The sequence below is a fragment of the Mesorhizobium sp. M8A.F.Ca.ET.181.01.1.1 genome (genome assembly GCF_004792025.1).
Classification (GTDB): domain Bacteria; phylum Pseudomonadota; class Alphaproteobacteria; order Rhizobiales; family Rhizobiaceae; genus Mesorhizobium.
This window is the reverse complement of the sequence record NZ_SRTV01000001.1, coordinates 1,523,498-1,535,479: the sequence shown is the minus strand read 5'-3', so window position 1 is coordinate 1,535,479 and position 11,982 is coordinate 1,523,498. Positions and strand designations below refer to the sequence as shown.

Annotated in this window: 12 protein-coding genes and 4 pseudogenes; 3 read left to right on the top strand and 13 right to left on the bottom strand. The window is 59.6% G+C overall.

Features of this window, described 5'->3' with window-relative positions:
• Window positions 1-132, bottom strand: a pseudogene (locus tag EN824_RS35890) (agmatinase); the annotation flags it as partial.
• 145 nt (window positions 133-277) lie between these two features.
• Here EN824_RS35890 and EN824_RS35130 point away from each other — a divergent pair.
• Window positions 278-427, top strand: coding sequence for a hypothetical protein (locus tag EN824_RS35130; RefSeq protein ID WP_189522135.1), 150 nt, complete (start codon window positions 278-280; stop codon window positions 425-427).
• A gap of 256 nt (window positions 428-683) precedes the next feature.
• On the opposite strand, the gene EN824_RS07615 is transcribed toward EN824_RS35130, so the two are convergent.
• From EN824_RS07615 to EN824_RS07575, 9 genes are all read right to left on the bottom strand, one after another.
• Window positions 684-956, bottom strand: a complete 273-nt coding sequence (locus tag EN824_RS07615; RefSeq protein ID WP_095773171.1) for a helix-turn-helix transcriptional regulator — start codon at window positions 954-956, stop codon at window positions 684-686.
• Window positions 957-1,050: 94 nt separating this feature from the next.
• Window positions 1,051-1,341, bottom strand: coding sequence for a DUF983 domain-containing protein (locus EN824_RS07610; protein WP_189522134.1), 291 nt, complete (start codon window positions 1,339-1,341; stop codon window positions 1,051-1,053).
• Between the two features lie 618 nt (window positions 1,342-1,959).
• A complete protein-coding gene (locus EN824_RS07605; protein WP_135864840.1) occupies window positions 1,960-2,499 on the bottom strand; it encodes an NADH-quinone oxidoreductase subunit B family protein in 540 nt (179 codons plus the stop codon).
• Window positions 2,500-2,511: 12 nt separating this feature from the next.
• A complete protein-coding gene (locus EN824_RS07600) occupies window positions 2,512-4,029 on the bottom strand; it encodes an NADH-quinone oxidoreductase subunit C (protein ID WP_135932068.1) in 1,518 nt (505 codons plus the stop codon).
• Window positions 4,030-4,040: 11 nt separating this feature from the next.
• On the bottom strand, window positions 4,041-5,141 hold the full coding sequence (locus EN824_RS07595; protein WP_135932067.1) for a proton-conducting transporter membrane subunit: 1,101 nt from the start codon (window positions 5,139-5,141) through the stop codon (window positions 4,041-4,043).
• Window positions 5,138-5,800, bottom strand: coding sequence for a hydrogenase-4 component E (locus EN824_RS07590; protein WP_135864838.1), 663 nt, complete (start codon window positions 5,798-5,800; stop codon window positions 5,138-5,140). Before EN824_RS07590 ends, EN824_RS07595 begins: the two co-directional genes overlap by 4 nt.
• The gene (locus EN824_RS07585; RefSeq protein WP_127278786.1) at window positions 5,800-6,756 is read right to left on the bottom strand and encodes an NADH-quinone oxidoreductase subunit H; all 957 of its coding nucleotides are present in this window, start codon (window positions 6,754-6,756) and stop codon (window positions 5,800-5,802) included. The genes EN824_RS07590 and EN824_RS07585 overlap by 1 nt, the downstream gene beginning before the upstream one ends.
• The gene (gene hyfB, locus EN824_RS07580) at window positions 6,747-8,765 is read right to left on the bottom strand and encodes a hydrogenase 4 subunit B (RefSeq protein ID WP_127278788.1); all 2,019 of its coding nucleotides are present in this window, start codon (window positions 8,763-8,765) and stop codon (window positions 6,747-6,749) included. Before hyfB ends, EN824_RS07585 begins: the two co-directional genes overlap by 10 nt.
• Entirely contained in the window at window positions 8,765-9,079 is a 315-nt protein-coding gene (locus tag EN824_RS07575) for a helix-turn-helix transcriptional regulator (protein ID WP_127872387.1), read from the bottom strand. The genes hyfB and EN824_RS07575 overlap by 1 nt, the downstream gene beginning before the upstream one ends.
• A gap of 293 nt (window positions 9,080-9,372) precedes the next feature.
• Between EN824_RS07575 and EN824_RS07570 the strand changes: the two genes are divergently transcribed.
• Window positions 9,373-10,098 carry a fused MFS/spermidine synthase gene (locus EN824_RS07570; RefSeq protein ID WP_135864836.1) on the top strand — a complete coding sequence of 242 codons (726 nt, stop codon included), beginning with the start codon at window positions 9,373-9,375 and terminating at the stop codon, window positions 10,096-10,098.
• Between the two features lie 76 nt (window positions 10,099-10,174).
• On the opposite strand, the pseudogene EN824_RS07565 reads toward EN824_RS07570, so the two are convergent.
• Window positions 10,175-10,915, bottom strand: a pseudogene (locus tag EN824_RS07565) (YoaK family protein); the annotation flags it as partial.
• A gap of 137 nt (window positions 10,916-11,052) precedes the next feature.
• Window positions 11,053-11,325 (bottom strand): helix-turn-helix transcriptional regulator, encoded by a 273-nt coding sequence (locus tag EN824_RS07560; RefSeq protein WP_127280787.1) that lies wholly within the window; start codon window positions 11,323-11,325, stop codon window positions 11,053-11,055.
• Window positions 11,326-11,634: 309 nt separating this feature from the next.
• Here EN824_RS07560 and EN824_RS07555 point away from each other — a divergent pair.
• Window positions 11,635-11,712 (top strand): annotated as a pseudogene (locus tag EN824_RS07555) (PhnA domain-containing protein); the annotation flags it as partial.
• Here EN824_RS07555 and EN824_RS35885 read toward each other — a convergent pair.
• A pseudogene (locus EN824_RS35885) lies at window positions 11,679-11,837 on the bottom strand (agmatinase); the annotation flags it as partial. The pseudogenes EN824_RS07555 and EN824_RS35885 sit on opposite strands and share 34 nt — an antisense overlap.
• Between the last annotated feature and the right edge of the window lie 145 nt (window positions 11,838-11,982).

Below are 11,982 nucleotides of genomic sequence, written 5' to 3'. Positions count from 1 at the left end.
GGCCAAGGCATGACCGCTGCTGTCTTTGCCGGGATAGGTGCTGCCGTGACCAGCTCCGAAGATTACCGCGCGGGGCGCCGTGCCATCGGCGAGGCGATCGGGCAAGCCTAGAAAGGAAGATCGAGTGGTCATTTCTGATCGCCTTCAGTCCCGCCGACGCATGATGAGTGGATTGGAGCAGGGGTGTTGCTTTGTATGCCGGATTCCATCGAGCGCATCCAGATCCATCGCATCCTGCTCGAAGCTGCGCTGATCCGATCCGGATATAGGAACACACATGGAGAGCATCGCGCGGCACCGCCGCGTCATCTACAGTGATATGTTGGGTGCGGGCGGTCCGCAAAACGGATGTATTGTCTCGATCGACGCGCCGGTATCGGCGGCGTGTTCGAAAATCCGCTGCGAGGCCGAAGACCTCAGGAGGTGAGCGGCATTAGTGGGCTTCACTGCCTGGAGCGGACGAGGGTCAGGAGGTCGGGTGAAGATCTATGTTCCGAGTGTAGTGGAGGGGCAGGAACGGGTTCTTCCCGAACAAACCGACCGACCAGCTACCAGTTGGCTCCTGATGTTCTGTGTATCGTCGCTTCATTGGCCCATTGGATGATACGTGTTCATCTTTCCTGCTTCTCAGGTCGAGACCTCGCCGATTGATCGGTGCCGTCCTTACGACGCCGTCGGGGCAATCAATGCGTCCGGCCTGCCAGACCGACAGGATGCGCCAGGCGCACGCCTCGGCCTCCGCCGCCACTGCGCTCATGATCGCCAATCAGCTCGATCCCTGCTGCTCTGAGGGCGATTACGACGTTCTTCTGCATGTCAAACGCGCCGGGTAGATCGCTCTCGCCGGCCTCCATTCGTTGGATGGCTGACAGGGAAATGCCGGCACGCTCAGCTAGGCTTTTCTGGTCGATTCCAAGCAATGCCCGGGCTGCGCGAATCTGCGAAGCGCTAATCACATTTTGGTCTCCAGGCTACGCTGCTCCGCATTGAAACAGTCATCGACCAACGCGACGGCGTATGGAAAGACGGCAATTGTGATCAGTAAAGGGATCATCCCGGCTCGTCGTTTTTAAGCCGCGAAAACCAGAACGCGCTGATCAAAGCGCCTTTTATGCGGGGTAACAAAAGCAGTATCGGCGCTACAATAATAAGAGAGATCAATACCATTGTGACGGCGAAGTATGACAGAAGAAGCCCTTGGAACAAGAAATACAAGGGGGCTGCAAAGACGCCCGCAATGAGGATAGTGAACCAAGGCGCCGCATCGTCAGATTCTATGTCACCAAAGTGTTCTCCACAAACTGCGCAACGCTCCACCTGCTTCAGGTAGGTGCGATACAATTTCCCCTGACCACAGTTAGGGCATCGGCCCACCAAGCCTCGTGAAAGGGCGACTGGCAGGGTCGGCCGTGCAAATCTGTCGCTTCCTTTGTCCATCAATGATAATGTATAATACATGACACTCAATGGTTCAACACCTAGATATACACTGTCTGACATGATGCTGCACGGGTCCAGCGTTAGGTTGCGGGGCTGCTGCGCCATCAGATGGACACTGTCTGACCATGCGCGCCTTGCGGACTGTCATTTCAGATGATCGGCCAACTCGTAAGGCCCACTAGGACGCCTGAGCGTTGCACTCAAGCCTGCCGCGGCTATCTCGCCGACGGTTCACGGCGGAGGGCATCGGTTCCGTGAGGAACACCGGAAGCTAGCTGCCCGTCGGGTGATGGTTCCTGCCCGCTTGGCTGACGCAGTCCAGCGCGCTCATCACTTCCTGATCTCGGCCTGCTCCCTTGCAATCTGCGGCAGCCCGTCGACCAGTTTGCCGTGCTTCTGCTTCACGCTGCGATCGTTCAAGGCTCCGTTTTCACATCGAAACCCTGGTTAGTCGGGATGCCATTTTAGGCCTGGAGGCTTTTGCTCCCCTTGTGGCGGAAGAGCCCTCCACATCGATAGTCAACTTCGAGCAACGCCAGCCTTTGAACTCACTCCCTCAAGCAAGGCGAGCAGGCCTTTCAGAATTTCGATGGGCGGCGGCGGGCAGCCCGGAATATGCAGGTCGACGGGCAGCGCCTCCGACACTCCGCGCATCACGGCATAGCCGCCGGCGAAACAGCCGCCGTTCTTGGCGCAATCTCCGAGCGCGACCACCCATTTGGGATTAGGAGTTGCGTCGTATGTCCGCTTCAATGCCTCGCGCATGTTTTTTGTGACCGGACCCGTGACGAGCAGCACATCGGCATGGCGCGGCGATGCGACGAACCGGATCCCAAAACGCTCGATGTCGTAGAAAGCGTTGTTGAGCGCATGCATCTCGAGTTCGCAACCGTTGCAGGAACCGGCGTCGACAGCCCGAATGGCCAGGCTTCTCCCCAGCCTTTTGCGAGCGGACCCGTTGAGGGCACGCGCCAATTCCTCGACTGCCGAGTCGCGTGCCACCGGTGGACGCTCGGTGAGAGGGGGGCGTATCAGGCTTTCGAAGAGAAGCTTGCGCATGACGACGTGCCTTCAGAGATCGTGGCCGGAATAGGAGCAGTTGAACGATTTGTTGCACAGCGGGAAGTCGGCGACGATGTTTCCCTCGATCGCAGCCTCAAGAAGCGGCCATTGAAACCACGACGGATCACGCAGGTGACAGCGCTCCACCAAGCCGCCCTTGCCGATGCGCAGCCAGGCCAGAATGTCGCCCCGGAAACCTTCGACAAGCGCCATGCCTTCATGCGGCCCGCCTGTCTGCGCGAAGTCGACACGGATCGGCCCATCTGGCAGTTGTGCCAGGATTTGCTCGACCAGGGATAGGCTCTGTTCAACCTCGTGGATGCGAATCCAGACACGGGCGTTCACATCGCCCTCCTGGAGGACAGGCACATCGAAGGCGAGCTTGTCATAGGGTGGATAGGCGACATTGCGGCGGGCATCGAAGTCCCGGCCGGAGGCCCGCCCGACATACCCTCCAGCACGATATTGTCGAGCAAGCTCCACCTTCAGCCGGCCAGTTGCGACTGTCCGATCCTGGAGCGACGCCGTGTTGTCGTAGAGTTCGACCAGTGCGGGAAACCGCCGCCTGATCTCTACGATCAGAGACCCGATCGCTGTCGCCCCCTCATCGCTCAGGATGCTTGCCACCCCTCCCGGTACGATCCGGTCGCGCATCAAACGATGGCCGAAGGCATTATCGCTAGCCCGCAACACGCGCTCACGCAGCACTCCGCAGTGGGCATGCATGAGGGCGAAGGCGGCATCATTGCAGATGGCGCCGATGTCGCCCAGATGGTTGGCCAGACGCTCCAGCTCGGCCATCAGCGCTCGCAGCCAGATCGCTCGTGAGGGAACCTCGACACCCAGCGCCGCTTCGACCGCGCGGGCAAAAGCCAGTGAATACGCCACGGTGCTGTCGCCAGAGGTCCTGCCCGCCAGTTTGGCTGCACGGTCGATATCGGACCCCGCCATCAAGCCTTCTATGCCCTTGTGCGTGTATCCGAGGCGCTCCTCCAGCCGGACGACCGTTTCGCCGCTCGCTGTAAATCGAAAATGCCCTGGCTCGATGATGCCGGCATGCACGGGCCCGACCGGGATCTGATGCAGGCTTTCCCCCTCGGCTGACAGGAAAGGGTACGGGGACACCGTTGCAGCAGACGTCCGGACGTGGGTATTCAATGGATAGCTGACACCCCAGTGGCCATGATCAAGCCACGGTCGCGTATCAGGCGCGCCTTGTGGCAAGAGGCCGAAAAGGTCAGCGGCCGCACGTTCGAGACGCAATGCCGGCGGATGCAGCCGACCGACCGATGGGTAGCGGCCGTCCGGGCATTTCAGGCTGATAACGCCGATGTTCCCGGCCGTTTCGTCAAGAAGCGCCATGTGGACGACGCTTGGCTCACCCCAAAGACCGAGCAAGCTCCAGTGACTCACGACCAGCTTTTCAACAGCAAAGTTCCATATTTGGGGGGGCACCACGGCGCGTGGCCAGGGGAGATGCTTTTTTACACGTCGGCCATCAAGTATGAGATCGATCAGCTCGGGCACGGTTTTTTTTCTCATCCCAGGATACTTGCGACATGCTGGAACCATGTGACCAGCGATGGCGGCAGATAGATGCCGGCGGCAAATACCAGCGCCAAGTGGGAATACATCGGTATATAGGACGCCTCGGCGGGTGCGGTGCTGCCGCGCGGTTCGCCGAAAGCGACACCGGTCAGTCGGAGCAGCAGGGCTCCAAAAGCGAGCAGAATCCCGAACACCAACGGCATCGCCAAGAGAGGGTGTCTGGCGAATGTCGAGCTCACTACCAGGAATTCGCTCATGAAGATGCCGAGCGGAGGGAGGCCGGCAATGGCAACGACCCCGATGACGAGCGCCCAGCCGAGCCCCGGATGCGTCTCCGTCAGCCCCCGGATCTCGGCTATATTCTGTGTTCCCTTGACCTGGGCAATGTGGCCTACCGTAAAAAAGATCGCCGACTTGGTCAGGCTGTGCATGACCATGTGCAGCAGACCGGCAAAATTGGCGAGCGGGCCACCCATGCCGAAAGCGAACACGATGATGAGCACCGTCCAGACCATGGCATTCGTGCCCTCGCCGACAACCGGCTGGGCGGCCATATAGACGAGGATGGTACCGAAGAGCGCAAGCGCGATGCCGACGCTTCCCAGAATGAAATATTTCCAGGCGGCTTCCAGCGCTTCGTGCGTGCGGTAGATCCCGACCATGAGCACGGTGGTCAGTGTAGCAAGCTCCACCGCCACCCACATCAGGCCGATATTGTTCGACACGAACGCCAGGTTCATGCCGAACATCATGATCTGGTACATAGCGTGATAAAATCGCAAGTTTGGTACGGTCAGCCGCCCTGTCTCGAGCTCGTGCGCAATGTAGGAGGCGCTGAAGACACTCGTCGTGAAACCGACGAATGCGTTGAGCACGATGAAGACGATATTGAGATCGTCGACGAGCAGGTATTGGCCCGGCAGCGGCCGATCCGTGACGAAGAGCGACACCGCGGCGAGCAAGGTCAGCAAGCTCGCGCCGACATTGAGGCCCGCCGATATCCGGTAGTTCGGCAGCGACGCCAGAAGTGCGGCCGCGCTGGCTGGTATCAGCAAAACGGCAGCCACCGCATCGAGGGATAACGCGGTCAACGGTGTTCTCCCCTGTAATCGTCGAGCGCGCCGACATCCACCGAGTCGAACCGCTCGCGTATACGGAACAGGAAAACCCCGATGACGATGAAGGCGATTAGGATCGAGAAGGCGACACTTATCTCGACGACCAGCGGCATGCCCTTTGCCCCCGTGGCGGCAAGGACCAGACCGTTCTCGAGCGACATGAATCCGACAACCTGGCTCACGGCATTCCGGCGGGTGACCATCACCAGAAGGCCCAGCAGTATGATGGACAGCGCGAAGGCCAGGTCCTCGCGGGCGAGGGGGTCAGCTTCGGGCGTGACGCGCAGCATCAACACCATGGACAGGGCCACCAGGCCTATTCCCCCAAGCATCGTCGGACCGATCCCGACGGCTGTCTCGATGTCGCGATGGATACCGAGCCGCTGGATGATGCGATGAAGCCCGACGGGAATGACGATCGCCTTGAAAACGAGAGCGATCGCCGCGGTGACGTAGAGATGATGGGCGTCCTGAATGTATGCCTGCCAGGCTACCGACAGCGCAAGCACGACGGCATGCAGCGCAAAGACGTTGATCAGCGCGAAAAGGCGATCCTGATAGAGCATCATGAAGCTGACCAGCACCAGGCCGCCGGCGAGCAAATGAGCGATGTCGAAGGTGAGACCGTTCATCACAGACTCCGCGAGACGAACAGCAGGAGCGTGCCGAGCAGCGCCAGCATGAGTGCGGCGCCCAAAAAATCCGGGACGCGGAAGACGCGCATCTTGGCGATGGCAGTCTCAAACACTGCGAGCAGAATGCCGCAGACGGCAAGCTTGCCGATATAGGCAACGACACCTGGAGCAAGGGATTCCGGTCCTGCCTCGGCGGTCGCCTGTCCCCAAGGTAGGAAGACGCAGCAAATCAGCGACATATAGAGCAGGAGCTTGAGGAAGGCCGCGAACTCGATCATCGCCAGATGGCGACCTGAATATTCCAGCACCATCGCCTCGTGAACCATGGTGAGTTCCAGATGGGTCGATGGGTTGTCCACTGGTATGCGGGCGTTTTCGGCGACCGCCACCATCACCAGGGCGATGAGGGACATCCCGAGCGATACCCGCAGCCCAACTTGCGGCGAGCCCATGAAGGCGGCGACCGTGGACAGCTGCGTCGCTCCGGCAACAAGCGCCAGGCTGAACACGATCAGAAGCATTGCGGGCTCGGCCAGGGAAGCGATCATGACCTCGCGGCTCGAACCTATGCCGCCAAAGCTGGTGCCGACGTCCATCCCCGCCAGCGCCAGGAAGAACCGAGCGCTCCCAAGCAGTGCAACGATGGCTATGAGATCCGCAGTCCAACTGAAGGTGAGCCCGGTAGCGAATGTCGGGATGAGCGCAGCCGCGACCCAGGTCGTGGCGAAGATCAGATAGGGCGTCACGCGAAACAGCCAGGAGGCGTTATCCGCCAGGACGACCTCCTTGCGCATGAGCCGTAGGAGGTCGCGATAGGGCTGGACGAGAGAGGGACCCTGGCGCCGCAGAAGTCTCGCCTTCACCTTGCGCACGAAGCCAGTCAGGAGTGGCGCCAGTAAAAGCACCAGGATCATCTGTGCGCCCTGAACGGCCAACTCAAGGATCAGGGCCATAGTGCGAGCACCAGGAGCAAGACAACGAGAAAGAGAAAGACGAGGGTCAGGTAGCGCCTGATCGTCAGGAACTGGAGATGGTTCAGGTGGTCGGTCGCAAAGTCGAGGGCCTTGCCGATGGGCAGATACAGCGTCTCCCAGATCACATCATGCATTTCGACATCCAGGCGAGCCGGACCGGTTTGGCCGGGGGGCGGCATTTCGACGGTTTCCCTCGCACGGAAAGCGAACGTGCCGAAGACGCGGCGGATAGGCTGTGCGAAGCTGACGGCCGTGTATTGCGAGCTTGGGGTCACATCCGCGAAGCCACAACCCCAGGCAGGACCCCGACGGATTGCATGCGACGCGAAACGGTGGATGGCATATGCTGCTGCGGCTGCTGAAAACGCGATGAACAGAAACACCAGCAGGCCGTTGTAGGAACTGCGGCTTGTCGCAATCGGCACGATCGACAGCCAGGGCTGCGCCATTTGCACGGGCATCCGGCTGCCAATCAGCGGGAGAGTCACCGATGATAGGCCGTCTATTACAAGACCTGGAACGATGCCGGCAAGCAGACACAGGGCCGCGAGGCTGAACATTGCAGTCAGCGAGTAGCGGTCGACCTCGTGCGCCGGTTCCACCGCGGCCGAGCGCGGCCTGCCGAGGAATGTGATCCCGAACGCCTTCACGAAGCAGGCCGCGGCCAGCGCCGCCGAGAGTGCCAGCAGACCACCGACGGCGGGCACCATGACCTTCAGTCCCCATTGTGGCAGGTCGGGGCTCTGCAATATGGCCTGGAAGGCTAGCCATTCGGAGACGAACCCGTTGAAGGGTGGAAGAGCCGAGATCGCGACGCAGCCGACGAGAAAGGCAAAACTTGTAAGGGGCATGCGATGGATGAGGCCGCCCAGCTTCTCCATGTCACGCTCACCGGTTGCCGTCAGCACGGCGCCCGCGCCAAAAAACAGCAGGCTCTTGAAGAAGGAATGATTGAGGACGTGGAACAGCGCGGCGGTGAGCGCCAGCGCCGCGGCCGATGGCATGGCATTCGCCCTGAATGCTAGCGCAAGGCCAAGGCTCACGAAGATGACGCCGACATTTTCAATGGTGCTATAGGCAAGCAGCCGCTTCAGGTCCTTTTCCATCAGCGCGTAGAGGATGCCGAGAACCGCCGTCAGGCCGCCGAGGAAAAGCACAACAACGCCTGACCACCATGCCGGCTCGCCGAGGAGGTCGAAAATAACGCGTATGAAGCCATAGACGGCGACCTTGGTCATGACGCCGCTCATCAGAGCCGAGACGTGGCTCGGCGCGGCCGGGTGAGCGAGTGGCAGCCAAACATGCAGCGGTACGAGGCCAGCCTTGGAGCCTGCGCCCAGCAGCATAAGAGCCAGGACGAAAGCGGTGGCGAGCGGGGTGGGGGAGGCGGCACGCATCGCTTCGAACGTGTAGTTCCCGCCAGGGCCTGACAGGAGACCGAACGCAAGCAGCAGTGCGAGCGTTCCGAAACTCGCCATCACGAGATAGATGTAGCCCGCCCGCGCATTGTCCTGTTCGCGATGGTGCGCCATGACGAGCGCCCAGGAGGCGAGCGACATGAATTCCCAGGACAGCAGAAAGGTGAAGGCGTCGTCTGCCATCACGACAAGGTTCATTGCGGCAAGGAAGGCCGGGAAGAACGGCAGCACGCGATGCGGCGCGGACTCGTGCCTGCCGTAGCCGAGGCCGTAAAGACTGGCCATGGCGCCGCCGAAATTGACGACGGCAAGGAAGAAAGTCGAGAGCGCATCCAAGCGGAAATGAGCGCCAATCCATGGCAACCCAAGAGGCAGCGCGGCAGTCGACGGGGTGACGGGATCATTGGCGATGCGGCTCGCGAGAACCAGGAGCACGGCCGCCGATATGCCTAGCGTCAAGCCGTAGATCAGGCGTGTTCCCGAGCCAGATCTACGGCTTTCCGAAACCGCAAGCACCGCGGTCCCCAAGAGCGCAGCAACGCCCCACAGGAGGACCGCGGCGCTCGAAATCACGCCACGCTCCTCACGGGGAGTTTGGCGTCCGTATCGATCCCGCCCAGAATTTTGGCGGGATCAAAATCTGCTTTCAGTCGCACGCCGCGCCCACCGATTTGGCTGGAGGCGCCTTCAGCAATCAATTCCACGCCGGCAAGGTCAAGAGCCCCAATCAGCTTCATGAGGGAATCGACGTTGCCTCGGATAATCGACTCACTGGCTTCCATACGTTGAATTGTCGGCACCGAAAGGCCTGATAATTCGGCAAGCCTGCGCTGGTCGATGCCAAGGAGCGCCCTCGCGGCACGCAACTGTGGAGCAGTTATCACGGTCGCATCCCCTTTTCGATCAGCTTTGACGTATTATCTCTAAGCGCTGCAGCATATATTAAAATGCGGCGCATTCAAATAATGATGCGTGACGCATCTGTCTCGAAGTTGTAGAAAACTGGGAGATACGAGTTGGGAGGCGCTGAGCCTCGCCGATTGGTTGCCCTGCAACTGGAAGCGGAGCCTGCTGCGATGAGGGAGGAATCCCTGGGCTCCGCGTGAGTGCTGACAGAAAGAAAGTTCGTGAAACCGGCGGTACAGCGGACTTAGGAACTCAGCTGTGGTGACAAGGCATGATCCGGGTTGCGAAATATCATACCGATTTCGGCAACATCGAGGTTCTGCGGGCCAAGGACTCCGGTTCGTTCATTTATCGCCAAGGTGGCTGCTATCAAAGTGAGTGCGATCCGAATGGCGTCAGCGTCGTGCCCTACATCCACGCGATCTTTGGCCTCCTCGCGCAAGCGCAGGCGTCCGATGTCTTGATGATCGGTTGTGGCGGCGGCAGCCTGGGGACGATGCTGGATAGGGTTGGCGTGCGTGTCACGATCGTCGACATCAACCCGAAGGCTTTCCAGATCGCCCAGAAATATTTTGGGCTACCCCGTGGAGTTCGCTGTTGCATCTCCGACGGGCGGGATTTTCTGCGCGCCGGCCGTCATCGCTACGATGCGATTGTTCTGGACGCATATTCCGGGAGGCGCATTCCAGACCACTTGTGTGCCGAGACATTCTTCGGCTTGGCGCAGACGCGTCTCAGCTCGTCCGGTATTCTGATCGGGAACGTTCATGCTCGACACGACCTTGACATCATGCCGGATCGTGTTGCTGCCAAACTCAGTAATATCTGGGAGAACGTGAGACTGCTCGACACGCGCGGTATTCCGGATCGCAACGCGCTCGTCATGGCGGGTAAGGTGCGGGACCTCGTCCAGCCAATATTGTTGATACCGCCGGCGGTCGGAGCCGACGAGATCGCAAATGACCTCAGCCAATTGGTGTTCAGGCCTTGGCGCTAGCGCAACAGACAGCGTAATCCTTGGGGTGCGACCGGGCAGGTGCAAAAACTCCGCTGAGCTACTGCCAGAGTTGCTTCATGCGAACGGAGATATCTTCCAGGACTGGCATGGAGGCCAGCACGAGGAGAATGGCTGCGAGAAACAGCGTCGCTGCAAAGCCAATGTGCTTGAAACCCACAGCGCCGATGACACCGCCGACAAAGAACAATGCGACAAGCGATGCAAGCAGTCTCAGCTTTCTTCGATCTGCCTTCACGAACAGCTCGTCCGAGTCACTTCTTGAGATGTTCCAATAAAGCAGCTTGCCGAGTTCGATGCCCATGTCCGTCACCAGGCCAGTGATATGCGTCGTCCGGATTCTGGCTTCCGATAGCTTTGTAATGATGGCGTTCTGCAACCCCATGATGAAGCAAAGCAGCATCACCGTCATTGGTACAAAAAGCGCTTCATGACGCGCGAGATGGCCGCCGAGAAGGCCGAAACAGATCAGCAAGATCGCTTCCAGGACAAGCGGAAACGCATATTCGCTCTGCAGATGCTGCCGTCGCCCCCAATTGATCAGCATCGCTGAACAGGCCGCGCCAGAGACAAACGACAGCAAGGCTCCGAATCCGGAAAGCGCGAGCTCGACGTTGCCGAGTGCCAAGTGATCAGCCATCAACGAAACGATGCCTGACATATGGGACGTATACTGCTGGACCGCCAGAAATCCTCCAGCATTGGCCGCCCCCGCGACAAAGGTCAGGAAACGGGCGAGATGTCGATCGGTCCTGTCGCTCCGTTCCTTCCCGGCAAGCCGACGCAGATAGAGGATCATGGGCGAACCCTGCCTTTCCGTGTGGAAAAGCGGAACCACAAGTTGACGTGCAGGGAGAGGCTCATTGGGTGTTTCTGGAAGGAAAAGGAGACGAAAGACGGTGATTGCGCGGGCGCCGGAGGTCCACTTTGTATGGTCTAGTTCGGCTTGCCCAATAGCGTGTCCGGATGCCGGAACCTCACGCCACGACCTCCATCGTCGCTGCGCATATGTTCGCTGAGAAGTTCAACGCCGGCGCGGTTCAGCGCGTTGATCACTTTCATCAAACTGTCGACAACGCCTCGCACATTGCCTTGGCTGGCCTCCATTCGTTGGATCGTTGGCAGCGAGACGCCTGCCATTTCCGCCAGGGTTTTCTGGTCGATGTTGAGAAGGGCGCGAGCGGCGCGAAGCTGGGAAGCCGTGATCATCGAGGAATCATCGTCTTGGTATGAGAAATGATATCCTCTATCGTATCATTGATGCATAAAACATCAATACAGGGCGAAAAAATAATGATTTGATCTTGGCAGGGAGAGCCTTGGCGACTATCCTGTGCCAATGACTCATCGTTACGAACCTTTTCAGGAGCCGACTGGCACCTGGGCCGTCAATGATGCTCGGACCGGGCGGCCCGCCGAGATGGGGAGTCGGACCATCGTTGGAATGAACCGACCCGATGCCGAGGAACTCGCCGATCTCCTCAACGGGCTGAATGCACAAAGGCAGGAAGTGAAACCATGAAGGTCAAAGACAGCAACGGCACACCTCTGAGTGACGGAGATTCCGTGACGCTCATTAAGGATCTCAAGGCCAAGGCATGACCGCTGCTGTCTTTGCCGGGATAGGTGCTGCCGTGACCAGCTCCGAAGATTACCGCGCGGGGCGCCGTGCCATCGGCGAGGCGATCGGGCAAGCCTAGAAAGGAAGATCGAGTGGTCATTTCTGATCGCCTTCAGTCCCGCCGACGCATGATGAGTGGATTGGAGCAGGGGTGTTGCTTTGTATGCCGGATTCCATCGAGCGCATCCAGATCCATCGCATCCTGCTCGAAGCTGCGCTGATCCGATCCGGATATAGGAACACAC

Excerpts from the sequence above, each read along its gene's own strand:
- EN824_RS35130 (WP_189522135.1), top strand. The coding sequence starts at position 278 with ATGGAGAGCATCGCGCGGCACCGCCGCGTCATCTACAGTGATATGTTG.
- EN824_RS07605 (WP_135864840.1), bottom strand. The coding sequence starts at position 2,499 with ATGCGCAAGCTTCTCTTCGAAAGCCTGATACGCCCCCCTCTCACCGAG.
- EN824_RS07590 (WP_135864838.1), bottom strand. The coding sequence starts at position 5,800 with ATGAACGGTCTCACCTTCGACATCGCTCATTTGCTCGCCGGCGGCCTG.
- EN824_RS07585 (WP_127278786.1), bottom strand. The coding sequence starts at position 6,756 with ATGGCCCTGATCCTTGAGTTGGCCGTTCAGGGCGCACAGATGATCCTG.
- EN824_RS07570 (WP_135864836.1), top strand. The coding sequence starts at position 9,373 with ATGATCCGGGTTGCGAAATATCATACCGATTTCGGCAACATCGAGGTT.
- EN824_RS07560 (WP_127280787.1), bottom strand. The coding sequence starts at position 11,325 with ATGATCACGGCTTCCCAGCTTCGCGCCGCTCGCGCCCTTCTCAACATC.